General features: G+C 59.2%; 14 protein-coding genes. 10 read left to right on the top strand and 4 right to left on the bottom strand.

Annotation, left to right across the window (positions count from 1 at the left end; all coding sequences use genetic code 11):
• Positions 1 to 101 precede the first annotated feature (101 nt).
• The 6 genes from AC1DIS_RS04030 to AC1DIS_RS04005 all read left to right on the top strand — a co-directional run bounded on the left by AC1DIS_RS04030 (position 102) and on the right by AC1DIS_RS04005 (position 10,381).
• Positions 102 to 2,408, top strand: coding sequence for a GGDEF/EAL domain-containing response regulator (locus AC1DIS_RS04030; RefSeq protein ID WP_018926632.1), 2,307 nt, complete (start codon positions 102 to 104; stop codon positions 2,406 to 2,408).
• A complete protein-coding gene (locus tag AC1DIS_RS04025) occupies positions 2,405 to 4,267 on the top strand; it encodes a putative bifunctional diguanylate cyclase/phosphodiesterase (RefSeq protein WP_064616301.1) in 1,863 nt (620 codons plus the stop codon). Before AC1DIS_RS04030 ends, AC1DIS_RS04025 begins: the two co-directional genes overlap by 4 nt.
• A 44-nt stretch (positions 4,268 to 4,311) precedes the next feature.
• On the top strand, positions 4,312 to 5,271 hold the full coding sequence (locus tag AC1DIS_RS04020; RefSeq protein WP_018926634.1) for a cytochrome-c peroxidase: 960 nt from the start codon (positions 4,312 to 4,314) through the stop codon (positions 5,269 to 5,271).
• Positions 5,268 to 7,079, top strand: a complete 1,812-nt coding sequence (locus AC1DIS_RS04015; RefSeq protein WP_064616300.1) for a DAHL domain-containing protein — start codon at positions 5,268 to 5,270, stop codon at positions 7,077 to 7,079. Before AC1DIS_RS04020 ends, AC1DIS_RS04015 begins: the two co-directional genes overlap by 4 nt.
• Positions 7,076 to 8,482 carry an ATP-binding protein gene (locus tag AC1DIS_RS04010; RefSeq protein ID WP_477744522.1) on the top strand — a complete coding sequence of 469 codons (1,407 nt, stop codon included), beginning with the start codon at positions 7,076 to 7,078 and terminating at the stop codon, positions 8,480 to 8,482. The genes AC1DIS_RS04015 and AC1DIS_RS04010 overlap by 4 nt, the downstream gene beginning before the upstream one ends.
• A gap of 279 nt (positions 8,483 to 8,761) precedes the next feature.
• Entirely contained in the window at positions 8,762 to 10,381 is a 1,620-nt protein-coding gene (locus tag AC1DIS_RS04005) for an FMN-binding glutamate synthase family protein (protein ID WP_477744521.1), read from the top strand.
• Here AC1DIS_RS04005 and AC1DIS_RS04000 read toward each other — a convergent pair.
• The 3 genes from AC1DIS_RS04000 to AC1DIS_RS03990 are packed head-to-tail and all read right to left on the bottom strand — an operon-like array spanning position 10,359 to position 14,395.
• On the bottom strand, positions 10,359 to 11,954 hold the full coding sequence (locus AC1DIS_RS04000; protein ID WP_477744520.1) for a glycosyltransferase family 39 protein: 1,596 nt from the start codon (positions 11,952 to 11,954) through the stop codon (positions 10,359 to 10,361). The genes AC1DIS_RS04005 and AC1DIS_RS04000 overlap by 23 nt on opposite strands.
• Positions 11,944 to 13,452: a glucosyltransferase domain-containing protein gene (locus AC1DIS_RS03995; RefSeq protein WP_477780778.1), complete on the bottom strand. Its 1,509-nt coding sequence runs from the start codon at positions 13,450 to 13,452 to the stop codon at positions 11,944 to 11,946. Before AC1DIS_RS03995 ends, AC1DIS_RS04000 begins: the two co-directional genes overlap by 11 nt.
• Before the next feature lies 1 nt (position 13,453).
• Positions 13,454 to 14,395, bottom strand: a complete 942-nt coding sequence (locus AC1DIS_RS03990; protein ID WP_018926640.1) for a glycosyltransferase family 2 protein — start codon at positions 14,393 to 14,395, stop codon at positions 13,454 to 13,456.
• A 257-nt stretch (positions 14,396 to 14,652) separates the two neighbouring features.
• On the opposite strand from AC1DIS_RS03990, the gene AC1DIS_RS03985 reads away from it, so the two are divergent.
• Positions 14,653 to 15,777 (top strand): OpgC family protein, encoded by a 1,125-nt coding sequence (locus AC1DIS_RS03985; RefSeq protein ID WP_477744518.1) that lies wholly within the window; start codon positions 14,653 to 14,655, stop codon positions 15,775 to 15,777.
• Positions 15,778 to 15,831: 54 nt separating this feature from the next.
• On the opposite strand, the gene AC1DIS_RS03980 is transcribed toward AC1DIS_RS03985, so the two are convergent.
• The gene (locus AC1DIS_RS03980) at positions 15,832 to 17,253 is read right to left on the bottom strand and encodes an amino acid permease (RefSeq protein ID WP_018926642.1); all 1,422 of its coding nucleotides are present in this window, start codon (positions 17,251 to 17,253) and stop codon (positions 15,832 to 15,834) included.
• A 614-nt stretch (positions 17,254 to 17,867) separates the two neighbouring features.
• Here AC1DIS_RS03980 and AC1DIS_RS03975 point away from each other — a divergent pair.
• The 3 genes from AC1DIS_RS03975 (at position 17,868) to AC1DIS_RS03965 (ending at position 26,953) form a co-directional block, all read left to right on the top strand.
• Entirely contained in the window at positions 17,868 to 18,326 is a 459-nt protein-coding gene (locus AC1DIS_RS03975) for an REP-associated tyrosine transposase (protein WP_477744517.1), read from the top strand.
• Positions 18,327 to 18,627: 301 nt separating this feature from the next.
• Positions 18,628 to 21,738 (top strand): transglycosylase domain-containing protein, encoded by a 3,111-nt coding sequence (locus AC1DIS_RS03970; RefSeq protein WP_018926643.1) that lies wholly within the window; start codon positions 18,628 to 18,630, stop codon positions 21,736 to 21,738.
• Positions 21,739 to 22,000: 262 nt separating this feature from the next.
• Positions 22,001 to 26,953 carry an NEL-type E3 ubiquitin ligase domain-containing protein gene (locus tag AC1DIS_RS03965; RefSeq protein ID WP_477744516.1) on the top strand — a complete coding sequence of 1,651 codons (4,953 nt, stop codon included), beginning with the start codon at positions 22,001 to 22,003 and terminating at the stop codon, positions 26,951 to 26,953.
• The last annotated feature ends 46 nt before the right edge of the window (positions 26,954 to 26,999 follow it).

Below are 26,999 nucleotides of genomic sequence, written 5' to 3'. Positions count from 1 at the left end.
CTCAGGTCACTCGGATCCAAACGATGCCCGCTCCGTCCTGCACTCAGGGAAGGGATACCCTCTATGAGCTCATCGCACCAAACTGCTGTCGGTACAGGCGCATGTCAGTGAATACGCTGCTTGCGCGGACTAATCGTCGGATTCTCATCGTCGACGACACCGCGTCGATCCACGAGGATTTCGCCAAGATTCTCAGCCCGTCATCGATCGAAGACGACAGTCTGGCCAGCGCTGAAAACGCCCTGTTCGGCACCCCCGTGTCGGTATCGTCGCAAGGTTTTATCATCGAATCCGCGTTTCAGGGCCGTGAGGCGCTGGACAAGGTCGAGACCGCGCTGGCGAATGACTCACCCTACGCGATGGCCTTCATCGACATGCGCATGCCGCCGGGCTGGGACGGCCTGGAAACCATCGAACGCCTGTGGCAGGTCGATCCCAAGCTGCAAGTAGCGCTCTGCACCGCGTATTCCGACTATTCCTGGGAAGACATCGACGAGCGCCTGGATCTGGGCGATCGCCTGCTGATCCTGAAAAAACCGTTCGATGCCATCGAAATCCGCCAGATGGCCAGCGCATTGACCGCCAAGTGGCAAATGACCGAAGACGCGGCACTGAAGATGTCCCTGCTGGAGCAAGCGGTCGAGGAGCGCACCCGGGAGCTGTCCGACGCCAACATCATTGTGCAGAACAGCCCGACCATTCTGTATCGGCTGCGGGGCGAACCGTCGTTTCCGTTGATGTATATCTCCCACAACATCACCAAATACGGCCACATCGCGGCGGCCCTGGTGGCTTCTTCCAACTGGGCTCAGGAGCTGATCCATCCCGACGATCAAGAGAAAGTCGACACCGCCATGGCGCGGGTGCTGGACCGCCATGCAGCCGGTGCTTCCATCGAATTCCGGATGCGCACCGGCGACGGTGACTGGCGCTGGGTCGAAAACCGCTACATCCCGGTGCGCGACGATGAAGGCCGCTTGCTGGAAGTCGAAGGCATCATCATCGACATCACCGAACGCAAACTGGCCGAGGAAAAGATCGCCCTGCTGGCCCGCACCGACGGGCTGACCGGGCTGGCCAACCGCGCGACGCTGATCGAGCGCCTGCATCAGGCGTTCGCCGCCGCCCGGCGCGGGGCCACCCCGTTCGCCATGTTTTACCTGGACCTGGATCACTTCAAGCGCATCAACGACACCCTGGGCCACCCGGTGGGTGACCTGTTGCTGCAGGAGGTCGCCCGACGGATCAAAACCTGCGTGCGGGAAAACGACGTGGTCGCCCGTCTGGGGGGCGACGAGTTCGCGATCCTGCAACTGGACGTCGGCGATCCGACCCAGTCAGCAGCCCTGGCCGCCAAGGTCCGCGATGCGCTGGTGCTGCCCTACTCCCTGGCCGGCAACGACGTGCGGGTCTCGGTCAGTATCGGCATTAGCAGCTACGCCCAGGTCAGCCTCAGCGCCGACAGCCTGTTGACCCAGGCCGACATGGCGCTGTATCGCTCCAAGGAAAAGGGCCGCAACCAGTACCACTTCCATTCCGAGGAAATCAATCAGGAAGTGGTCGAGCGCATGACCATCGCCAACGACTTGAAAACCGCCATCGAACGCGACGAGCTCGAACTGCGTTACTGGCCGGAAGTAGACCTGAGCAGTGGCAAGATCCTCGGCATGGAAGCGCAGGTCAGCTGGAATCACCCCATACGCGGTTTACTGGAAGCCCCCGCATTCCTGCCCGCGGCGGAAAAGACCGGCATCATCATCGCCCTCGGTCACTGGGTGCTGGAGCGCGCCTGTCGGCAAATGCACCAGTGGCGCGATGAAGGCATGGCACCACCGGTGGTGGCGATAAAACTGTCCCTGGCCCAGCTCAAGAGTGGTCCCGAGCTGATCTATGACGTGTTGCGCACCACTGCCCGCTGGGATCTGTGCCCGTGGGACCTGCGTTTCGACGTCACCGAAGCGACCCTGGCCCAGACCAAGTGGACGCACAACGATATCCTGCCACGCCTGCGTGAGCTGGGGGTGAAGATCGCCATCGATGACTTCGGCACCGAATACTCTTCGTTCGACTACCTCAAGACTTACCAGGTCAATCACCTGAAACTCGCTCAGGCGTTCATCGACACCGCCGCCCACGACGCGGCCAGCGCCACCACCTTGCGGGCCATTATCAATTTCGCCCGCGACGTCGGGATCGGCATCATCGCCGAAGGTGTCGAAACCCAGGAGCAACGTACTTCGCTGATGGCCACCGGTTCACCGATGAATGCCCAGGGCTACTACTTCAGCAAAGCGGTCAGCAGCCAGCAGGCCGCCGAACTGTTGAAAGCCGGGAGCATCGTGTGCGCGAATCACAATCCCGGAGCAATGCCGGGTGATTCGCAACGTGCCACGGAGGACAAGGAATGAAAACTCCGTTCATCCAGGCCAACCGGCGCATTCTGATCATCGATGACACGCCCTCGATCCATGAGGACTTCCGCAAGATCCTGGGCGCCGATACCGACGATGAACTCACCCTCGCCGGCACTGAAGCCGCGCTGTTCGACACCCCGCAAACGACTCGGCTGGTCTTCCAGCTCGACTCCGCCTATCAGGGCCAGGAAGCACTCAAACTGGTCAAGCGGGCCCAGGCAGAAGGTCGCCCTTACGCCATGGCGTTCACCGACATGCGCATGCCGCCTGGCTGGGATGGTCTGGAAACCATCGAGCGGCTCTGGAAGGTCGACCCTAACCTGCAAATCGCGCTGTGCACGGCGTTCTCCGATTACACCTGGGAAGCCATGGCCGAACGGCTGGAGTTCGGCGATCAATTGCTGGTGTTGAAAAAACCTTTCGACAGCCTGGAAATCCGCCAGATGGCCAGCGCCCTGACCTGGAAGTGGCAGATGGCGCAGGACGCGGCGATGAAAGTACTGAGCCTTGAGCAAACCATCGAAGCCCGGGTCCATGAACTGCTCAAGGTGTCTCATCTGTTGCAGTACGACGTGTTGACCGAGCTGCCCAACAGCACCTTGCTGGGTGACCGGCTGAACCAGTCCCTGGCCTTGTCCAGACGCCATGACAAACAACTGGCGGTGATGTTTCTGGGGCTCGACCGCTTCAAGCGCATCAACAATGCGTTGGGCCACCCGACCGGTGACGAGATGCTCAAGCGTGTCGGGCAAAGCCTGGTGGCCTGCGTGCGCGCCTCCGACTCGGTGTTTCGCTACGGCTCCGACGAATTTGTGGTGATCCTGGCCGACATCCACCACCCCCAACAGACCAAGGGCATCGCCGAAAAACTGTTGAACGCCATACGTGCGCCCCAGCACGTCGCCGGGCACGACTTGAGCGTGACGGCCAGCCTGGGCATCAGCATCTATCCCGATGACGGTTTCGATGCCATCGCACTGATCAAGAAAGCCGAAACCGCGATGCGCAACGTCAAGGAAAGCGGCCCCAACGATTTCAGCTTTTTCATCGATGAGATGAACCAGCGCGCGCGGGAACAGCAGACCATCGAGTCGGGGATTCGCCTGGCACTGGAGCGGAACGAGTTTGTCCTGCACTACCAACCGAAACTCGACCTGGGCAGCGGCAAGGTGGTCGGCGCCGAGGCGTTGATCCGCTGGCAAAAACCGGGGCACGGCTGGATCTACCCGACAGACTTCATTGCAGTGGCCGAAGACAGCGGCTTGATCGTGCCGTTGAGCAAATGGGTGCTGGCCCAGGCCTGTCGGCAAGCCCGTACCTGGCAGGCAAAGGGCCTGCCGAATCTGTGCATGTCGGTGAACGTGTCGGCCATCGATTTCCGCCAGCGGGATTTTGTCGACGGCATCGAACAGATACTCCAGAACACAGGCATGGACCCGGCCTTGCTCGAGCTGGAAATCACCGAAGGCGTATTGATGCAGAATGTCGATGCCACGATGGTCGCGCTGAGTCGGCTCAAGGCATTGGGGGTACGGCTGGCCATCGATGACTTCGGCACCGGCTATTCCAGCCTGAGTTACTTGCAACGGTTTCCCATCGATGTACTGAAAATCGATCAATCGTTCATTCGTGGCCTGGGCCGTGACAGCAACGACGCGGCTCTGGTCGGCGCCATCATCAGCCTGGGCAAAAGCCTCAATCTGACGGTCATTGCCGAAGGGGTGGAAACCCTCGAACAACTGAATTTTCTCAAGGCGCTCCATTGCGAGGAAGGCCAGGGTTACTACTTCAGCAAAGCCGTGGAGCCGGACGCCTTCGTGCAATACCTGACCTCCGTAAAGCCCCTCTCCTGAACGATGTGCAACGACACACAGGCCCTGAGCCAAGGAATCACAAGATGTCACGTTCCTTCTGCTACTTGCTCCTTGCGCCTCTACTCGGTTGTTGTCTGATAGCCAGTGGCGCACCGCTGGACGAACCGCTCAAACCCTTGCCCGCAGTGCCCGAGCAGAATCCCTTGCAAGTCGAACTCGGTCGCCGGTTGTTCAACGAACCACGGCTGTCGGTCAACAACAGCCTGTCCTGCGCCAGTTGCCATCGTCTGGAAATCGGCGGTGCCGACGACAAGGCGTTGTCCACTGGCTTCAAGGGCGATCCCTTGACGATCAATACCCCGAGCGTGTTCAACGCGAGCTTGAACTTCCGGCAATTCTGGAATGGCCGCGCCGATTCTCTGGAAACCCAAGCCCACGAAGTGGTGCAGAGCCCTAGTGAAATGGGCAGTCATTGGGAACAAGTGGTCCAGATGCTCTCCGCCGACCCGGATTACAAAAACGCTTTCACCAAGGCCTACCCGGACGGCGTCACCATGAACAATGTGCAAAGTGCCCTGGCCACCTACGAGCGCACGCTGATCAGTGCCAACTCGCGCTTCGACCAATACCTGTCGGGCAATACCGAGATCCTCACGACTGACGAGAAGTACGGTTACCAACGTTTCAAGGACTACGGCTGCATTGCCTGCCATCAGGGGGTGAACATCGGCGGCAACATGTTCCAGAAATTCGGGGTCATGGGTGATTACTTTCAGGCTCGTGGCAACCCCACCGAAGCCGATCTGGGCCGCTATCTGGTCACCAAGGCCGAAGAGGACCGCAACGTGTTCAAGGTGCCGAGCCTGCGCAATGTCGCGGTGACCGCGCCGTACTTTCACGACGGCTCGGCTAAAACCCTCGAAGAAGCGGTAGACGTGATGTTCAAGTTCCAGCTCGGTCGTGTGCCCTCCGACAAGGACAAGGACCTGATCATCAAATTCCTCAAGACCCTGACCGGTGAATGGGGAGGCAAACCTTTATGAAAACATTCCCCCGTCGCAACCTGGCACTGCTCGCAGCCGTGGCCGTGCTGCTGGCCTCGACGCTGTTGTTCCTGTACCTCAAGTCCAGCTCGAACGAGACGTCGACCTACGCCGAATCCCGGGATTTGATCGGTCGGATCAAACAGTTGAACGCGCAATGGGAAACCGAGATTCTCAAGGCCAGGATCGCCATCAGTCACAACTACGATCCACTGGTGACACCGCTGAGCGAGATGACGCGCCTGTGGCAGCGGTTCGAGAGCATGGAGTCCAATCACGGCCGCAACGACACGCCGACCTGGCGTGCCAGTCATGAGGCATACCTTGCCGCCATCCAGGAAAAAACCCGGCTGGTGGAGCAATTCAAATCCCACAACGCGGTGCTGCGCAACTCACTGGCGTTCCTGCCCACGGCCGAAGACGACATCCAGCAACCGCTTGCCCAACTGCCCGATGAAGACAAGCTGCAACTGCAGAACATCGCCACCGACACTTACGACCTGCTGCTCAGCAGCCTGGAATTCGCCCAGGTCACCTCCGACGATAAAGCGGCGGATATTCTGCTGGGGATGAACAAACTGGGGGTTAACAAGCAACGATTGCCGGAGCAGTTTCACAGCCCGATCGATATTTTGAGTAACCACGTCACCCTGATCCTGCGTGAGCAACCGGTAGTCAATCGGTTACTGGAAAACATCGAGGCCATTCCCGTGGCCGAACGACTGGACGACATTACCGGCCTGCTGAACAAAGACCAGCAGCAATCCGATGCCATCGACCAGCGCTACCACTTCTACATGTTGGTGTTTTCGACGCTGCTGGTGCTGGTGCTGGTGTACCTGGCGATTCGCCTGATGCGCAGCTTCGGGGAGACTCAGCGGGTCAACAAGGAACTGCAAACCGCCAACGAAGTCCTCGAACAACGGGTCGAAGAGCGCACCCGCGAACTCAAGGATACCCAGAGCGAATTGCTCGACACCGCGCGTCAGGCCGGCATGGCCGAAATCGCCACCAACGTGCTGCACAACGTCGGCAACGTGCTCAACAGCGTGAACATCTCGGCCGATCTTGTCAGCCGTCGGCTGCGTAGCAGCAAGGCCCAGGGGCTGGGCAAGGCGATGCAGCTGATCAACGAGCATCAAAGCGACCTCGGGACCTTTCTGACCCAGAACGAGAAAGGAAAGTTACTGCCCGGCTATTTGAATCAACTGGTGGAGGCGATTGCCCTCGAACAGCAAGGCATGGCCGAGGAACTCGCGCAGTTGAGCAAAAGCGTCGATCACATCAAAGACATCGTCGCCACCCAGCAGTCCTACGCGGGGGCCAACAACCTGGTGGAACCGCTGTACATCAGCGAATTGCTCGAGGACGCCCTGCGCATGAACGCAGGCGCCTTGACCCGGCATCACGTCACGGTGGTCAAGGAGTACGGCGACGTACCGCAAGTGATGGGCGACAAGCACCGCTTGTTGCTGATCCTGATCAACCTGATCAGCAACGCCAAATACGCCATGTCCGACCTCAGCAACCGAGCCCGACAGATCACCCTTGGGGTAAAAGTCGTCGAGGACACGATCCTGCAAATCAGCGTCAAGGATGACGGCGAAGGCATTGCGCCGGAAAACATGACGCGGATCTTTGCCCACGGTTTCACCACCCGCAAGGAAGGCCACGGCTTCGGCCTGCACAGCTGCGCGCTGGCCGCGATCGAAATGAACGGCCACCTCACCGCCCACAGCGACGGGCCGGGCAAGGGCGCCCTGTTCACCTTGCAGATCCCGTTGAACCCCGTCATGGAGGAAGCATGAGCGACCTATCAAACCGCCGCATTCTGCTGATCGACGACACCCCGTCCATCCATGATGACTTTCGCAAGATCCTCACCCCGACATCGGCCAAACATGCGGAACTGGACGAAATGGAGGCCGCGCTGTTCGGCAGCGAAGTGAAATCCACCCAACCGCTGTTCGAACTGGATTCGGCCTACGGCGGTCAGGAGGGCCTGGGCAAACTCGTCCAGGCCTTACAGGAAAACCGCCCCTACGCCCTGGCCTTCGTCGACATGCGCATGCCCGAGGGCTGGGACGGTGCACAGACCATCGAACACCTGTGGCAGGAAGACCCGAGCCTGCAAGTGGTGGTGTGTACCGCCTATTCCGACTATTCGTGGGATGAACTGCTGGAGCGCCTGCACGCCCACGACCGCCTGCTGATTCTGAAAAAACCGTTCGACAATATCGAAGTCCAGCAGATGGCCAACACCCTGCTCACCAAATGGGACATGACCGAACGGGCGTCTATCCAGATGAGCCATCTGGAGCATCTGGTGGATCAGCGCACGGCCCAGTTCAAACAGGCCAGCGAAGCATTGCAGCGGGAAATCGACGAGCGCAAACAATTGGAAAGCCAACTGGTGCAGTCGGAAAAACTCGCCTCGCTGGGGCAACTGGCGGCGGGTGTCGCCCATGAAATCAATAATCCCATCGGCTTCATTTCCTCCAACCTCGGCACCCTCGATGGCTATTTCAAGCAACTGCAGACCATGCTCGATGCCTATCGGGAGGCGGAGGCGGCCATTACCTCAAGCGAGGTCCTCGAACGTCTCGGCCAGCTCCGGGAAAAGGTCGAGCTGGAGTTTCTGCGCGAAGACATTCCGCTGCTGATCAAGGAGTCCAAGGACGGCATCAATCGGGTCGGGCAGATCGTCAAAGACTTGAAGGACTTCTCCCGCGTCGACTCCAATCAGGAATGGCAGTGGACCAACCTGCAACAGGGCATCGAGTCGACGCTGAACATCGTCGCCAATGAACTCAAGTACAAGGCCGATGTGGTGAAGGAGTATCAAACGCTGCCTGACATCGAATGCCTGCCGTCGCAGATCAATCAGGTGATCATGAACCTGATCGTCAACGCGTCTCAGGCCATGGGGCCGGAACGGGGCACCATCACCCTGCGTACCGGGCTTGAAGGTGAAACGGTGTCGATCGAAGTCGCGGACACCGGATCAGGCATCGAACCGGAATGCCTGCAGAAGATATTCGACCCGTTCTACACCACCAAACCGGTGGGCCAGGGGACAGGGCTCGGGTTGTCCCTGTCCTATGGCATCGTGAAAAAACACCGGGGCGACATTTCGGTACGCAGCGAAGTCGGCGTGGGTACCACGTTTCGGGTCGAGCTGCCGGTGCGCCAATCGAAAGCGGCTGTCTGACCAGCCGAACAAGGGATCAAATCTCAATCCAGGCTGTTTTCGTTTATTCTCCAGGCGCAGAATGCCTGACGCTCTGTGCTAACACAGGAAATCTCTGTGACGAGGGAGCTTGCTCCGCTGGATCGCGAAGCGAACCCAAAACAGGCAATGCGTTCAGTCAGACAAATCCCGTCAGCAGGTTTTGCGACTGCTGCGCAGCCGAGCGGGAGCAAGCTCCCTCGCCACAAAAGCCTGTATACCACGGTCCAACATGACCGAGTCCGAACCCAAGGAAACCGTATGAGCCTGTCACTCCTGAGCCGCTACGCCTTCTTTGCCGTCTGTGTGATATTCACCCTCGCCAGCCTGCCCTTCCTGGCATACGACTGGCTCTGGCCGATCGCCGCCGTCACCGGCGTCCTCAGCCTGGTGGGCCTGTTCGACCTGCTGCAAAGCCCTCATGCGGTGCGCCGTAATTACCCGATCCTGGGCAATATCCGTTATCTGGTGGAGGGCATTCGCCCGGAAATCCGCCAGTACCTGCTCGAATCCGACAGCGATGCCCTGCCCTTCTCCCGGGCTCAGCGTTCGCTGGTGTATTCGCGAGCCAAGAACGAGAGCGCCGACAAACCTTTCGGCACGCTGATCGACGTGTATCAGTCGGGTTTCGAATTCATCGGCCACTCGATGCGCCCGGCGCCGTTGAGCGACCCGAGCAGTTACCGGGTGATGGTCGGCGGTCCGCAGTGCACCCAACCGTACTCGGCATCGGTGTTCAACATCTCGGCCATGAGCTTCGGTTCCCTCAGCGCCAACGCCATTCGCGCGTTGAACCAGGGCGCCAAACTCGGCAACTTCGCCCATGACACCGGCGAAGGCAGCATCAGCCCCTATCACCGGGAAAACGGCGGCGACCTGACCTGGGAACTGGGCAGCGGCTACTTCGGCTGCCGCACCGCCGATGGCCGCTTCGACCCGGAACGCTTCGCCGCCCAGGCACAGAACCCGCAAGTGCGGATGATCGAAATCAAAATGAGCCAAGGCGCCAAACCCGGCCACGGCGGGATTCTGCCCAAGCACAAAGTCACCCAGGAAATCGCCGAAACCCGTGGCATCCCGATGGGCGAAGACTGCATTTCGCCGTCGCGCCACAGCGCGTTTTCCACGCCGATCGAAATGATGCACTTCATCGCGCAACTGCGTGAACTGTCCGGCGGCAAACCGGTGGGCTTCAAGTTCTGCCTGGGCCACCCGTGGGAATTCATGGGCATCGCCAAGGCCATGCTGGAAACCGGCATCCTCCCGGACTTCATCGTGGTCGACGGCAAGGAAGGTGGCACCGGCGCCGCGCCCGTGGAATTCACCGACCACATCGGCGTACCGATGCGTGAAGGCCTGTTGTTCGTGCACAACACCCTGGTGGGCCTGAACCTGCGGGACAAGATCAAACTCGGTGCCAGCGGCAAAATCGTCAGTGCCTTCGACATCGCCAGCGTCCTGGCCATCGGTGCCGACTGGGCCAACTCGGCGCGCGGCTTCATGTTCGCCATCGGCTGCATCCAGTCACAAAGCTGCCACACCAACAAATGCCCGACCGGCGTCGCCACCCAGGACACCCTGCGCCAGCGCGCGCTGGTCGTTCCGGACAAGGCCCAGCGCGTGTACAACTTCCATCGCAATACGCTGAAGGCCCTGGCCGAAATGCTCGCCGCCGCAGGCCTCGACCATCCTTCACAGCTGTCGGCCAAGCATCTGGTGCGACGCATGTCGGCGACCGAGATCAAGCTGTTCTCGCAGCTGCATGTGTTCTTGAAACCGGGGGAATTGCTCACTGGCGAAGTGAACGGCGAGTTTTATTCGCGGATGTGGCAGATGGCACGGGCGGACAGTTTTGAGCCTAATGATGCGGCGGCTGCATAGACTGTGTTAGCGCGCCAATCTCAGGGATTGGCGCGTCCTCCACGATGAACAAACGAGCCTCACTGCCCCCTTCCCTTAGCGTCAGCACCTGTTTCCAATGTTTCGGAAACAAGGCGTCATGCTCAGGACGAGCAATGCCCGTCACCCACCAGACTCTCCTGGCATTGAGTTTCAGGGTCGAAAAATCATTGAAGAAAATCGAGTGCAGGTGACGGGGAATGAGTGCCCAGCCACCATATTCAGCGGTTCCCCACAAGGTGCCGGTCGCTGTTTTGAAGACGTATAGCCTCGGCTGAATGCCTGTCGAGTTGTAGTACATGAACGGCAAGTACCAATACAGGTTATCCACAACGATTTCGTCATCCGGATGGGCTTCACGACTGAGTCCGGCGACCACGGCGTCCAGTTTCGCGTCTCTGCGAATGCTGGTGCCGTTCATCTCATCCGTTTGTGCGTAAATCGCCGACAGCCCGTGCACTTCCACCAAGACAATAAAAACCATGGCGATAGCAGCAAGGACAGCGTGGCGTTGGCTCAATGCGTCCAGCGCGAGCGCAACGATAAGGGGCAACGCAGCGGCGGCGAATACCAGGTACCTGGCATTGAAAACCGGCACGATCAGCGACACCAGAAACACGGTCAGCGCCGGCACAAAAAAATAGTCCACCAACAAAACACTGAAGGGTCGCTCGTTGCGTGCCTTGAACAGTACGGCAGCGGCGCAAACCATGATCAAAACCAAGGGTGTCACGCGCCATAAGTCACTGGTCGAACCCTCCATCACCACCAGTTGCCAAACGAAGGTCAGCACCGTCGGCCAGGTCAGCGGCGGTATCCATTCGAGCCCGTCCATTCGCAGCAATTGACTGACGAGAGGCGGTGCCCACGGCAGGTACAACACGACGATTGCACTGTTTATCAGTATCCACGCACGTACGGGGACCGTGTCCTGGACCTTGCGCACCCGCCACCAAAAAAGCCAATGCACCAACACGCACAATGCGGCGAAGTAGTGCGTGTAAAAAGCCGCCGTCATCAGCAACACGTAAACGGCCGGGTAACGCTTTTGATCCGGTGCCTTGACCCAGCACACCAGCGCCACAGTCGCCCCCATCAGCCAAAACCCCAGCAAGGTATACATTCGCACTTCCTGGCTGTAGCGCACCGATATCGGCAGCAACGCCAACAACACTGCGGCTATCCAGATCGCCTTTCGCGTCGCCAACAGGCTCATCAATTTAATGCCCAGCAACAGCGTGCCGACATCAGCCAGTGCGCTCAGGGACCGCGCAGACAACACGCCGTGACCGAACAGCACCATCCAGTAATGCAGCAAGACGTAGTAAAGCGGCGGATGAACATCCCGAGCCGTCGTGGCCCAGATGTACGCAGGCGAGCCCTCGGCCAGCAGTATGCTGTAAGCCTCGTCGTACCAGATGACCGGCACGGTGATGGCGTGAAATCTCGCCAACAATGCGATCGCCAGCACCCCCAGCAAACCCGCACCGTCGGCAACCCCGGATGGCAAGCGTTTGAGATAGATCACAGGAGCGCTCACCGTTTCACCACGCAAGCGTGGCGATCGGCGTCGGCTCTTTCATCACGATAAAACCGTAGTCACCCAACAGATAGAGGCTGTAGAACTTGTTATCCACCAGCGGTGGATAACCCTGATAACCCATCAGCGTCGCGTTGCGTCRCTCCCGCTCCGCGACCACGTTGGTGATGCCCGCTTTCGGCAGGTTTTCCGCCAGCATGTAGAAGTTGATGTTCAGCAGATAATGCAAAACCGGCATCTGCTTGAACGAGCCTGCAGCCTCCACCAGCCAGTGATCGGAATAACTCACCGACATGTATATGCGCTTGGCCTCGCGCAGTTGCCGATGGGATGCAATGTCATGCCCCAGGGAAAACAACGCGCTGGAAGCGAAGGTGTTCTGCACCGACAGTACGCGACCATAGGCGTAGGACAGCGAAAGCATGGCCAGCAGCGGAACCACCAACAGCAGCGTCAGCCGCTCATGAATATGTGCCAGCGCCAGATGGCTCAAATAGAACAGCAGCACCAACAGCACTGCGAACCCCATCAAGGTTCTGGCGCCTTCATTGAAATCCCGGAAAAACAACACAGCCCCCGACACTAGAAAAATCACGACCGGCACGGTCAACACACACGCCAGGCCCATCAGCACTTTTCTCAACGCCGTGTCCTGGCGTGCCACCACGTTCCGGGCCAGCTGCACGCTGCCCGCGATGGCGCACAACAGCAGCACGGCGAACACCCAGGTGAATCCACCGTGAAACAGCAGCACGACTTTTTCCAGCACGCGGCCGATGTTGATTTCCAGTTGTAGCCAGGGTGCTGCCGCCCAGTTCAGGAACAAAACACGGGTCTGATCCATGTATGGATAAGCGGTGACGCTGTAGATCAAGCCGCCGAGCAACACCTGGGCGAGTTTCCAGCCGATCAACTCGCACCATTGCCGCCAGGCCCATTTATCGTTCGCGCCCCTGAGCAGTTCGAGGCAACACAGGCCCAGAAATACATTAATACTCACCTGATAGAGCCCCAGCCCCAGAGCAATCAGGAAGGCCGGCACCAGCCATTGCAGGATGCGCGAAGGATGACGAAACGTGATCGCATAGATCACCGCCACCAGACTCAAGGCATTAGTCGGTCCGTCGTATTGATACGACAGGTTCTGCAGGAAGAACGGGTTGTACCAGAGCGGCAACACCACCATGCAGCAGGATAGCGTCGGCTGCGGGTAGTAATGAAACGTCAGGCTGGTCAACGCAAAAGTCATGGCCAGGGAGGCGATCAACAGCGGCAATGGAAAGATGTTCGGCGCGGCATCGCTGAAGGTCAGCGCGTTGTAAAACAGCTCGGTGAATAACCGTCCCTGCCCCACCCAGTCCGTGCCGGCGGACAGCGAACGCCAGTTGTCATCGATGTAGGGATAGTCGGCGAGGATCAGCGGAATGACATAGATCAGCGTCGCGAGTTGAAAAAACAGCCAGACCCGACGACGGCCGATTTCGCCGCTGAAAAAATCGCTCAGTCTGCCCATGCTAAAGCCCGACCCGGTCTTTGCCGCCGATGACGTCTTTGATCACATACCGGGGCCGATGCTTGGCTTCGATGTAGATGCGACCGACATACTCTCCAAGAATGCCGATGCCGATCAGTTGCACACCGCCCAGAAACAATATGGCCGTCATCAATGAAGGGTAACCGGGGACGCTGTTGCCGAAGAAAATCTTGTCCAGCACCATGTAMACCGCATACAGCACCGCGAAGATTGAAATGCCGCCGCCGATGTAAGTCCACAACTGCAAGGGTACGGTGCTGAACGAGGTAATGCCTTCCAGCGCCAGGTTCCACAGCTTCCAGCCATTGAATTTGCTGCGTCCCGCCACCCGCTGGGCCCGCTCGTACTCCACCACCACGGTGGTGAAACCGGCCCACGAAAGAACGCCTTTCATGAACAACTGATGCTCGGGGAGTGCGCGAATCACATTGACCACCTTGCGGTCCATGAGGCGGAAATCCCCGACGTTCTCCTCGATACGGGTGTAGGAAATCCTGTTCAGCAGGTGGTAGAACATTGCCGCACTGTGGCGTTTCAGGTAACTGTCGCTGGCACGGTCCCGGCGTTTGGCGAGTACCACATCGGCACCTTTTTGCCACTCGGCAATCAACCGTGGAATGACGCTGATCGGGTCCTGCAGGTCCACGTCCATGGGGATCACCGCATCGCCAGTGGCGTACTCCAGCCCGGCAAACAACGCCGGCTCCTTGCCGAAGTTGCGCGAGAAATTGATCAGCAATACCTGTTCATCGACCTGGGCCAGCGCCTTGGCCTGCTCAGCCGTCTGATCGGTACTGCCGTCGTTGATGAACACGATCTCGACTTCATAAGGGTCAAGTTTCAACTCACGACGCACCGCCTGGTGGAACAGACTGATCGCCTGCTCTTCGTTGAATACCGGGACAATCAGCGAAACCTTCACGTTTCACACTCCTGAGAACCGAAGTGTAGATGCTCGCCAGATGCCATCATGGGGAGTTCTGGTGCGCGGACAGTCCGGCAGACCGATGGCCACACCGTTCGATCCGTTCGCTATAAGCATCTGAGACATTCGGTAATATCCAGCCTTTTGCAATTGCCTGTGAATAACGGCACCCTGCGCGCCGCCAATGTGCGGCGCACCCTCTTTTGCGGCGCCGGCAACTCCTTATTCAACAGCCCGTTCAAGAGCCCGCCTTCATGACGTCTGGACGCGATCACCGAATCGACTTTTTCCGCGGCCTGGCCCTGATCTTTATCTTCTGGGACCACGTGCCGCAGAACCCGCTCGCGCAGTTCACGGTGCGTAACTTCGGCTTCAGCGATGCGGCGGAGATTTTCGTGTTCCTGGCCGGTTACGCGGCCGTGCTGGCCTACGGCAAGATCGCCCGGCGCGACGGGCTCATGGTCGCCACGGTGAAAATCCTGCGACGCGCCTGGGTGCTTTATGTAGTGCACATCTTTTTGCTGGCGCTGCTGATGGGCATCGTGTTTTTCGCCAACAGCCACGTGGAAACCCGCGATCTGGTGCAGGAAATGGGCTTGCAGTATTTCCTCAGCAATCCGCAGCAGGCGTTGATGGACGAGTTGCTGCTGCGCTTCAAGCCGAACCTGATGGACCCGTTGCCGCTGTACATTCTGTTGCTGCTCGGCCTGCCGCTGGTACTGCCGATGCTGCTGCGCAAGGCTGAATACGTGGTGGGGCCGTCGGTGGTGTTGTACCTGCTGGCGCCATGGTTGCAGTGGAACCTGGCGGGCACCGACGGGGGCGTGTGGTTTTTCAATCCGATGGCCTGGCAGCTGCTGTTTATTCTCGGGGGCGCGGCGGCGATTCACCGGCAAAGGCCTCGGGCGCCGCAACCTCGACCGCTGACTCGACAGCCGGTTTTCATCGCGGCTCTGACCTATCTGGTAATGAGCGGGATGATCGCGCTGTCGTGGAAATGGCCGACCGTGCATGACGCGTTCATGCCCCAATGGCTCGGCGAATGGCTCTATCCGATCAGCAAGACCAACCTCTCACCGGCGCGTCTGCTGCACTTCCTCGCCCTCGCCTACGTCACCGCCAGGTTGTTGCCGAACACGGGCTGGACGCAACACTGGCTGGCGCGACAAAGCTGTCGCATGGGCCGATATTCTCTGGAGGTGTTTTGTTTTGGTGTGTTGCTGGCGCCGTTGGCGGACATGCTCAATGCCTTGGGTGGGAACGTATTGGCGATGCAGCTATTCAGCGCAATGTTGGGGGTCGGATTGATGGCGTTGCTGGGGGTTTGGCTGGATTTCAATAAGCGGTTGAATGTGCCGATACCCGTGGCAGCCGTTTAAATGCAAAAGCCCCGATCATTCTGACCGGGGCTTTTGCATGGCTGGCGTTACAACTTACGAAGCCGAACGCACCGCGCCTTGCGCCACATTGGTCGGCTGCAACTTGAACATGTAGAACAACACCGTCAGCAGTACCAGGAACGCCGGGCCCACATACAGCGCCACTCGGGTGTCCGGGAAGTACGCCATCAGGCCGACCACCAGCACCAGGAAGGCCAGCGCCAGATACGAACTGATCGGGTACAGCCACATGCGGTATTTCAGGCCGGCACGCTCGCTGGCACTCAGGCCTTTGCGGAACTTGAGCTGGGCCAGCAGGATCATCACCCAGGTCCAGATCGCACCGAAGGTGGCTATCGCGGTAACCCAGACGAAAACCTTCTCAGGCACCATGTAGTTGAGCAGCACGCCCAGCAACAACGCGCCGATCGACAACAGCAACGCACGACGGGGCACACCGCCGTTCGAGGTTTTGGCGAAACCGGCCGGGGCCTGGCCGTTCTGCGCCAGGCTGTAGAGCATGCGCCCGGTGCTGAAGATGCCGCCGTTGCAGGACGACAACGCCGCGGTGATCACCACGAAGTTGATGATGCCGGCGGCGGTCTTGATGCCCAGACGCTCGAAGGTCATCACGAACGGGCTGCCCTGGGTGCCAATTTCGTTCCACGGGTAAATTGACAGGATCACGAACAAGGCGCCGACGTAGAACAGCAGAATCCGCCAAAACACCGAGCCGATCGCATTGGGGATGGTCTTCTGTGGGTTCTTCGCTTCACCGGCGGTCAGGCCGATCATCTCGACGCCGAGGTAGGCGAACATCACCATTTGCAGGGACATCAACACGCCTTGCACGCCATTGGGCATGAAGCCGCCGTGGGCCCACAGATTGGAAATCCCCAGGGCGACGCCGTCGTTGCCGAAGCCGAACGCGATCACGCCGATACCGCCGACCACCATCGCAATGATGGTGACGATCTTGATCAGGGCGAACCAGAATTCGAACTCACCGAAGGCTTTCACCGCGATCAGGTTGATCGAGCCCATGCTGACCAACGCGGCAAGTGCCCAGATCCAGCGCGGCACGTCGGGGAACCAGACGCCCATGTACACCGCCACTGCGGTGATTTCCGCGACGCAGGTCACCAGCCACAGGAACCAGTAGTTCCAGCCGGTCAGAAAACCCGCCAAAGGCCCGAGGTAATCCTGGGCATAACGGCTGAACGAGCCGGCGACCGGATTGTGCACGGCCATTTCGCCGAGGGCACGCATGATCACCAGGATCGCCAGACCGCCGATGATGTAGGAGAGCATGATGGCCGGGCCGGCCATTTCGATGGCTTTGGCCGAGCCCAGGAACAGGCCGACGCCGATACAGGCACCGAGTGCCATCAGGCGAATATGCCGTTCGCCCAGTTCGCGTTTAAGCGGGCCGCCCTGAGCGGTCTCGCCGTGAGGCAGGTGATTGCCGACTGGCATAGGGGTGCAACCTCGTCTTGTTATTGGATATGACCACCGAGTGTCGAAGCGCCGACCGATAGGCCAGCGCCTGGTGAAACCGGGCCTGTCTTGTGGACAGACACGTCTTGTAGGACAAAACCTCCAAGATCAGCGGGGCGTGCAGTATAAAAAGCTAACGACAGGTGTTTTCACTATATAAAACACAATATTCAGCGATAACTAACGGGTAATTCCCGCAGAACGGAGTGGCATTACCTGGCTTATGCAGGTTTTTTCGCCACTGAAACCGCACGGAGTATTGCACAGCAATGGTGCATCGTCATGCCCCTACCTAGGCAGCATTTACCTCGTTGATGCGTCTAGCTCAACCCTTTCAGACGACACCTACCTTGTGGCGAGGGAGCTTGCTCCCGCTCGACTGCGCGCAGTCGCAAACCCGGTGAATCGTATTTATCAGACAAGTCCGGAATTGGGGCCGCTTCGCAGCCCAGCGGGAGCAAGCTCCCTCGCCACAAAAGCGCTATTCCCAATTGGATCCTGCATGGTTTTCGGAAATTTCAGTCAAATGTTGCAGATTCAGGTTTGGAGATAGGGACTAGGGTCAAAGGGGGAACTTCAAAAGGGCGCAAGGAATGCATCCACAACCATATTCACATCTGCTACGCCATGGACGATGTTCAGAACAGGGTCGGGCCTATCTCATCACAGCGGTTGTGCACCAACGCCGCCGAATATTCACTGATTGGCGGTTGGGACGTCTGTTAGTTACCGAACTCAAGCGGGCCCACGACCAGAAGTGGGTCAACTCAATAGCGTGGGTCGTCATGCCAGATCACTTCCATTGGTTGGTACAACTCGAACAACACTCCCTGGCGCAACTCATGCAAGCCACCAAATCTCGCAGCACACTCTCCATCAACCGAGCGTCAAACAATGAAGGGGCTTTTTGGCAAAGCGGCTACCACGACCGGGCAATCCGCGATGGAGAAGGACTCCTGCCATTCGCTCGTTACATTGTTGCCAATCCATTGCGCGCAGGGTTGGTCAATAAAATTGGCGATTACCCACTATGGGATGCCTGTTGGCTATGAACCCAGCAGCACCATAACCCTGTGGCGAGGGAGCTTGCTCCCGCTCGGCTGCGCAGCAGTCGTGAATCCTGTACATGCGGTGTGTCTGAAAAAATCCGGTGTTGCTGGTTTTTGGGACCGCTGCGCAGTCCAACGGGGGCAAGCCCCCTCGCCACAGGCAAGCTCCCTGGCCACAACAGCCCTTCTCCACAGGTAATCGTGCGCATCTGATATTTGGTTGTTCACAATTTTTTCACCAACGCCAACCACCGTCTAAGCTTCAAACAAGTCCGATCAATCTGCGTGAATGGATCAGTCGACTATGGGCGCTTTGTGGCAAACCGATTCGAGTGACACTGTGGTTCCGACTGAACGTGTGGATGAAGCGCCTTTACCTGAAAAACCCCGTCGCTCACGGCACGGCTGGGGGGCGTTCTGGTTGCTGCTGCTGATTATCCTGATTGTCCTGGGCCTGGCCGCGGCCAAGGAAATGCGCACCTCCAAGTTCCAGGCCCGGGAAATCAGCAAATATGCCGCCTCGCTGAAATACGAACTGCAACCCGGCCCCAGCGACGCGATTCGCTACCCTGGCGAAGGCCCGTTCGATCAGCGTCTGGGCTACAGCTCCCTGGATGAATTTCTGCCGCGCCTGCTCAAACGCGATTACGTGATAGCGGCGCAAACCCGCTTTTCGCCTGCGCTGATGAAGTACAGCGACAAGGGCTTTTTCATTCCCTATACCGAGAAAATCCAGGCCGGGCTGTCAATCACCGATTGCCGTGCGGCCCCGCTGTATCAGTTCAAGTATCCACAACAGCTCTATTCAAGCTTTGCCGCGATCCCGCCGGTGGTGGTCAACAGCTTGCTGTTCATCGAAAACCGCTTTCTGCTCGATCCGCACCAGCCCCTGGCCAACCCCGCCGTGGACTGGCCACGGTTCGGCATGGCGGCGTGGTCCCAGGTAGCCAAGCTGTTGCGCCTGCCCGGCCAATCGGCGGGCGGCAGTACGCTGGCGACACAGCTTGAGAAATATCGACACTCGCCCGACGGCTTGACCGTGTCGGGCGCGGAAAAAATCCGCCAAATGATTTCCGCCAGCGTGCGGGCCTATCAGACGGGGCCGGAAACCCTTCAGGTACGGCAAAATGTGATTCGCGATTACCTCAACAGTGTTCCGCTGTCCGCGGTGCCGGGCCACGGTGAAGTGCACGGCATGGCCGAAGGTTTGCGTGTGTGGTACGGCGCCGACTTCAACAAGGCCAACGAACGGCTGGCCAGCACCGACACCGATCAGAAAAGCCTGGCGGAGAAAGGCCTGGCCCTGCGTGAAATGCTGTCGCTGATGATTGCTCAACGCCGCCCTTCCCACTACTTGACCAAGGGCCGCGATGAATTGGCCAGCCTGACCGACAGCCATATTCGCCTGCTGTCACAAAATGGGGTGATCGATGCACCGCTCGCGGCGGCAGCACTGGCAAGCCAAGTGACCTACCGCGACTGGCAGACCCAACCCACCATCCAACCGATCGAAACCAACAAAGGCATCAGTGTCGCGCGCAGTCGCCTGGGCAGTTTGCTCAACCGGCCGCTGTATGACCTCGACCGCCTCGACCTTTCCGCCACCAGCACCCTGCAAGGCGAGCTGCAAACCCAGGCCACCGCATACCTCAAGCATCTGGCCGACCCAGCCTATGCAGCGGAAATCGGCCTGATCGGCGAACGCCTGCTCACCCCCACCAGCACCACGCAGGTGCGCTACAGCTTCACCCTGTTCGAACTGACCCCGGACGGCTCGCGGGTRAGGGTGCAGACCGACAGCACCGACCAACCGTTCGACATCAATGAAGGCAGCAAGCTGGAACTGGGCTCCACCGCAAAAATGCGTGTGCTCACCACTTACCTGCAGATCATCTCCGAATTGCACGATCGCTACGCAGGCATGACCGTTGCCGAACTGAAGAAAACCGAAGTCGCCGAACAGGATCGCCTGAGCAGCTGGGCCGTCGATTACATGATTCAGAACACCGACCGCAGCCTGCCAAAAATGCTCGGCGCCGCACTGGATCGCAAATATTCGGCCAGCCCCGGCGAGGCGTTTTTCACCGGTGGCGGGCTGCACACGTTCGTTAACTTCCGCAAGGAGGACAACGGCCGCATGCCGTCCCTGCGCGATGCCATTCGTGAGTCGATCAACCTGCCGTTCATCCGGCTGATGCGCGACCTGGTGCGCTACAGCACCTACGCAGGCCCCAACAGCAGCGCCGAATTGCTCAAGGACGACCGCGACCCGCGGCGTCAGGAATACCTGGCCCAGTTTGCCGACCGTGAAGGCACCGCATTCCTGCTGCGGTTCTGGAAGAAGTACCAGAACAAAGACACCCAGACCCGCCTCGAGACCTTCCTCGACAGCATGCACCCGACACCGATCCGCATGGCTGCCGTGCATCGCTATCTATTCCCGCAGGCCGACCAGGAGAGCTTCAACACCTTCGTGCGCTCACACCTCAAGGGCGCCAAGCTCACGGAAAAACTCACCGACGAACGCCTCGAACGCCTGTACCTGAGTTACGGCCCGGGCAGCTACGACCTGCCGGATCAGGGCTTCATCGCCAAGGTCCACCCGCTGGATCTGTGGCTGATGGGCTACTTGCTGAACAACCCCGACGCCAAGTTCAGCCAGATCGTCAAAGCCAGCGAATTCGAACGCCAGGAGGTTTACAGCTGGCTGTTCAAAAGCAAACACAAGGGCGCCCGTGACAGCCGCATCCGCACGATGCTGGAGATCGAGGCGTTCCTCGACATTCATCAACGCTGGCAGAAAGTCGGCTATCCGTTCGACCACCTGGTGCCCTCGCTGGCCACCGCCATCGGCAGCTCCGGCGACCGACCCGCCGCGCTGGCGGAGCTGATCGGCACCATCCTCAACGACGGTGTACGCCTGCCGACGCTGCGTATCGACAGCCTGCACTTCGCGGCCGGTACGCCCTATGAAACCCAACTGATCAACAATCCGGTCGTCGGCAAACGCGTAATGCCTTCCGAGGTGGCAACCGCCATGCGCGAGGCCTTGTCGCAAGTGGTGGATGCCGGCACGGCCAAACGCGTGGCAGGCAGTTTCAAACTGGCCAACGGCACCCCGCTGGCCATGGGCGGCAAAACCGGGACCGGCGACAACCGCATCGAAGCCATCGGTCCGGGAGGGCGGATTCTGAGCTCGAAATCGATCAACCGCACCGCAACATTCGTGTTCTACATCGGCGATAGCCATTTCGGCACCTTGACCGCCTACGTGCCGGGGCGCTCGGCCGAAGCCTTCAAATTTACCTCGGCGTTGCCCGTGCAAGTGCTCAAGGGCATGGCGCCCATCCTGATGCCATATCTGCAACCGGGGAGTGGCACCGGATGTTTGCCCGTGGAGGTCTCCCGCCGCTGACCGGGTGGTAAATAGTTATTTTCGGCATGGAAAATTCCAATGCTTTCGGCACTCTCCACAGGTGTTCCGCGCAGTAATTCAGACTTTTACTTTGAGCGACGAAGGATAGGCTGTTGCCTTCCATAACTGCTCAAGGCTGATAAAAACAATGTCAGATTTACAAGGACGTAAAACTGCCCGCCCAGGAGGGGCAGACGACGATAAGGGCCGTCACTACGCTTTCATCCAGAGTCGAATTCACCCGACATTCAAGGATGCTTCGTTGCGCAGGGCGCGGGAACTGAGCCTCACACAAACCCGTTCCGGACAATGGATCAGGACCGCCACTCAATCTGCTCACACACAGTTACAAGATGCCAACCTTGAACTCTGGTCTGCCCAGAACAAGGTGGATCGGTTTCTCGAAGAGTTACAAAACGTTGATGACTTCGCTGAACCCTTGCTCACCGATGCATTGATGAAACAGTACGGGGTCGATGTCGATGTCAGAACCACTTACTTGCATCTTTACTTACCCAAGGAACGCCCCTGGTATGCCATCGACGTCACAGGCGGCGTCGTCACCCGAACCGTCTCCCTGCTGAACGCTGCCCTGCACAACTTCGCACGCAGCGAAACCTGCGAGCCGGATTCCGACTTCATCAGCCAGCCCGATGAGCGCGGTCTGTTCGACGTCCTGCCGGTCAAACGCAAAATGTCCATTGCACAGTTCCAGACCCTGTGTCGTGAGCTGGACATTGGCGCGCGCTATGCCCGATACCTTGAAGACCGCTTGCTACCCGGCGATGCCGTCGCCAGGCGTTTTCTGCAACTCAAAATCATCGACAGCGAGAAAGCTGCCTTCAAGGCAGCCGTTCAACAAGCGCTGATGACCGGCGACATTGATGCCGACGCGAGCGACCTGATCCTGAAGATGCTCGATGGCCAGCGCAACCTCACCCGCAAGGGCCGGGTGATGCATTTCGCTGAACTGTCCATTCTGGACAGCCGGCTGGCCGGGATCGTATTGATCACACCGGACCTGTACCGCGAGCACAGGCGAGAGGTCGTGCCGATATTCGCGTATGTCCCGCAAGACCCTGAACATCCGTTGAAAGAGTACCCCTCAACGGTCGCCTTCATGAATGAGCTGACTCGCCAGCTGCGGGACAACCCGCTCATCTCGTCCACTGGAATGACTTATCGCCAGTTCTTCAGCCGGTTCGTCGATCAGCCGGAGAGAGGGCATTTTTTCGGCGGGTTGCAGCAGCGTCTGTTCGAGGTGAAATGGCATCAGAAAGATCCGCTGGATCCAGGGCCCAGCTGGCGGGAAGTGCCGGTCGAGCAGCCCAATCTTCGTTTCAGCGCCACACCGATCCGCGGCGAATTCTGGAAATACCGCTTTGAGCAGAAGCTGAACAAAATCCTCAATGACGCCCGACACATCGCCGTGTCCACCGCCGACACCGATCGCAATGCCCGATGGGCCTGGTGGGAGAATTTCAAGAAAATAGTCTCGGACATCTTCAACGTCGCCCTGATGGTCGTCACACCGTTCGTGCCGGGGTTGGGGGAATTGATGATGGCCTACACCGCCTATCAGATCGCCAACGATGTCATCGAAGGCTTCGTCGACATGACGTTGGGGCTGTGGAACGAAGCCGTCGAGCACATCGTGGGTGTGGTGGAAGATGCCATTCAACTGGCGGCGTTCGCCGCCGGGGCAAACATTGGCGAGGTCGTGCGTCTGAAACTCTCGCCACTGATCGAAGGCATGAAACCGGTCACGCTGCCCAATGGCGAGCCACGCCTGTGGCATCCCGATCTGCGGCCTTACGAACTGCCGGATGTGAAGCTGTCGGCCGACTCCGGTCCTGACGAACTGGGCCTGCATACCCACCAGGGCCAGGACATCCTGCCGCTGGATGACACCCAATTCGCCGTGCAGAAAGACCCGCAAACCGGCAACTACCGCGTCAAGCATCCACACCGCGCCAATGCGTATTCACCCGAGTTGCGACACAACGGCCTCGGCGCCTGGACTCACGAAGGCGAAAACCCGCGAGCATGGAGTACGCCGAAACTGCTGCGCCGTCTCGGCCACACCGTCGACGGTCTGACCGACGCGGATCTCGAACACGTGCGCATTGCCAGCGGCACCGACGACGGCGCACTGCGCCGGATGTACATCGACAACACGGCTGCGCCACCGCTACTGGACGACAGCCTCGAACGCCTGCACCTCCAGCGCCAGGCCCGGAACGGCATTGAACGGATTCGCACAGGGCTGGCGCTGGATCCGTCCTCCTACTGGTTTGAACCGCTGGCGACCTACCTGGACGGCTGGCCTGCGGATAAATCGCTGAAGGTTTATCACAACGACGACCTGACCGGTCCCTTTCGCCAGTACGGCAATCCCGAGGCAACGGCGGGGCAGACGCTGGCCACCAGCCTGTCGCACCTGTTGAGCGACCAGTTTGCGCCAAGCCTCGTCAACTTCCTCGATGAAGCGGAACTGCAAGCAGTACTCGGCCGGCCAATGGCGAAAAGCGAACAGGTGCAAGCGCTGCGCGATCGGCTGGCGGACGAAGCCAATCGCCTGCTTCCAGACATCGTCAATCAGCTGTACCAAGGYGCACAAGCATCGGACGATCCCCGGGTCAGGCTCGTGCGCCATGAGTTTGCACAGCTGCCGTCCCGTGCGGTGAAGACCCTGCTGAGCCGTGCCGACAGCCCTGACCTCAAGCGAATGGAACAAGAGCAGCGCCTGCCTTTGAACATCAAGATCCGCGCCCGTGAAGCGGACTTCGAAGTCCGGGCAAACCATGCCTATGAAGGGTTCTACGACGATGCGCAGTGGGTGCCGGAAACCGAAAGCCTGTTGCTCAATGCGCTCAGGATTCATTCCGACACGTTCAATGAGTTACGCATCGAAGTACGCGAAGGCAGCGATGCCGGCCCCCTGCGCTGCAGCGTGGGTACGCAGGACGCGTCGACCGTCCGGATACTGGTCCGGGATGAGGTGAACCGCTTCGAAGTCTGGGACGCGCAAAACCACAAATTGCGGGAAGCCGCCGATTTTTTCGAAGCGGTGCTCAACGCCTTGCCGAAAAACAAACAGACGCAATTGGGTTATCGACCCGGCCAGGGCCGTTTTTTCAAACAATGGGTCATGGTCAAGACCCAGACACCTGCCGAACGCCGCACCGTGCTCCTCGCGCCACCAATCCGTCCGCGGGCGGATCACGAAGACATGATGCTGTTGCGCGGCCCTGGCTTGTCCACCCGCAAAGCCACCCTCACGGAAAGGGTGCGGGACCTCTACCCCCACTTCAACGAACGAGAAGCCGATACCTTTGTGCGATCCCTTGGCTCGCCGGAACAAGGGCATCAGACCCTGACACGACTGGACCGCGAACTGCATGATCTTGAGGTGCTGCTCAATAAATGGCGATATCGGCAACCTGATAGCTGGGGTCCGGATCGCCAAGGGTTCGTCCGCGGTGGCGGGCTGCACATCAGCGAACGGCTCATCGATTGTTTCAGGAGAAAGCCCACCGTATTCGGCGAGCGCAGCACCACTTCCGATGGCGGCTATGCACTGGACCTTTCCACGGAAATCGACGCTGTCGACCTCAAGCGTTGGTGGAAGGAACTGCCGGACATCAAGCACTACCTCGATCAGATCACCACGTTGAACCTGGACCGCACGACGTTCTCCCAGAAAGCCTCCGGCCTGTTGAAAGACTTCCCCCACCTGCGGCAACTGAGCGCCCGCGGTTGCGGCTTGACGCAGTTGCCCGACAGCATCGGCAAAATGCATTACCTGCGCACGCTACGCCTGATGAACAACGACATCAGGCTGACGCCGGCGTCGGTCGAGCAGCTGCGAAACCTGACCCGTATCGAAACACTCAGGCTCGATGACAACCCAAGGCTGGGGATGCTGCCGAACGTTGAGCGCATGCCCAGGCTCAGCATCCTGAGTCTGAGCAACACGGGGGCCACCACGTGGCCCGACGGGCTCTTTGCGCCCAACAAGCGTCGGCCTCGAGGATTTTTTCTGGATCTGCAGGAAAACCCGATCAGGATCATTCCCACCGTCGTGCCCGGCTCTGACGATGCGTTTATCGTGGCGCGGACCCGCCTGTTCGAAATGAACCTGTCTCAGGCCAATGTCGTCAAGTTCCAGGCGTATCGACGCTCGGTCGGCATCTCGCCCACACAGGTCTATACCGACGCCGCCACCGACGCGATGGCCCAATGGCCGATGAAGGATGACTCGGAGTGGTGGAGTGCCGAAGTCTCCGGGTTGGGGACCTTCCGCCAGGAAGCCTGGCACGACCTGATGTCCGAGCCTGGCTCTGAAGGGTTTTTCGCCTTGATCCAGAAACAGACCACCTCGGCCGATTACCGGGCCGGCGGTGAATTGCGTAATCAACTGAGCAGCCGGGTATGGCGAATGGTCGAAGCCGTCGACCTGGACAGCGAGTTGCGCGCCGATCTGTTCGAAATGGCAACGTCGCCCACGACCTGCGCCGATGCGGGAGCCCAGATGTTCAACCACATGGGCATCAAGGTGCTTGCCTCCGAAGCCTATGCCTTGTCGACATCGGGCGCCATGCTGGAAAGCAGGTTGGTCAGGTTGGCAAAAGGGGCGGCCCGTCTTGCGCGGGTGGAAGATATTGCACGGGCCGATTTCGCCAAACGTCCGGGCGGCGACGAAATTGAAGTGTACCTCGCCTATGAGAGCGGCCTGGCGCAACGTCTCGATTTGCCGTGGCAATCGACATTGTTGCGGTATCCCGAATTGGCCAGGGTGAACGCTGAAATGCTCGACACGGCGTTCGACACGGTAATGTCGATGGAAGCCGGCGACGGGTTGGTCAATGGAATGATCGAACAGCCGTACTGGGAGAAATACCTGCGTGACACCTATCCCGCGGAGTTCCGGCGCAATGCCCGGATGTATGAACACAGGACCGACCTGCTGGATGAACTGCGCGAGGCCCAACGCGCCTGGGCCGGTTCCAAAGAGCAGTTGATTGTGCAACGACGCGCGCTCAAGCAGCGGTTACTCGACCTTGCCAGTCAACTCAACGTCCCGGAAAGCCTTGTGCTCACCGGCGAGGAAATGACGGACGAGGTCTATGGCGGTTTGCTCAACGACATCGGCTACGAGGAAAAACAGCTGAGCCGTCGGTTGACCCGAGCGGCGCTGCAAAACGCCGGATAATCAGCCCCCGCCCTGAAGGCGATCATGCCTTCAGGGCGTCTTCCAC

It is taken from the genome of Pseudomonas sp. 05N433 (genome assembly GCF_056396925.1).
Note: the sequence above shows the minus strand (reverse complement) of the source record. Positions and strands in the feature narration are given on the sequence as shown.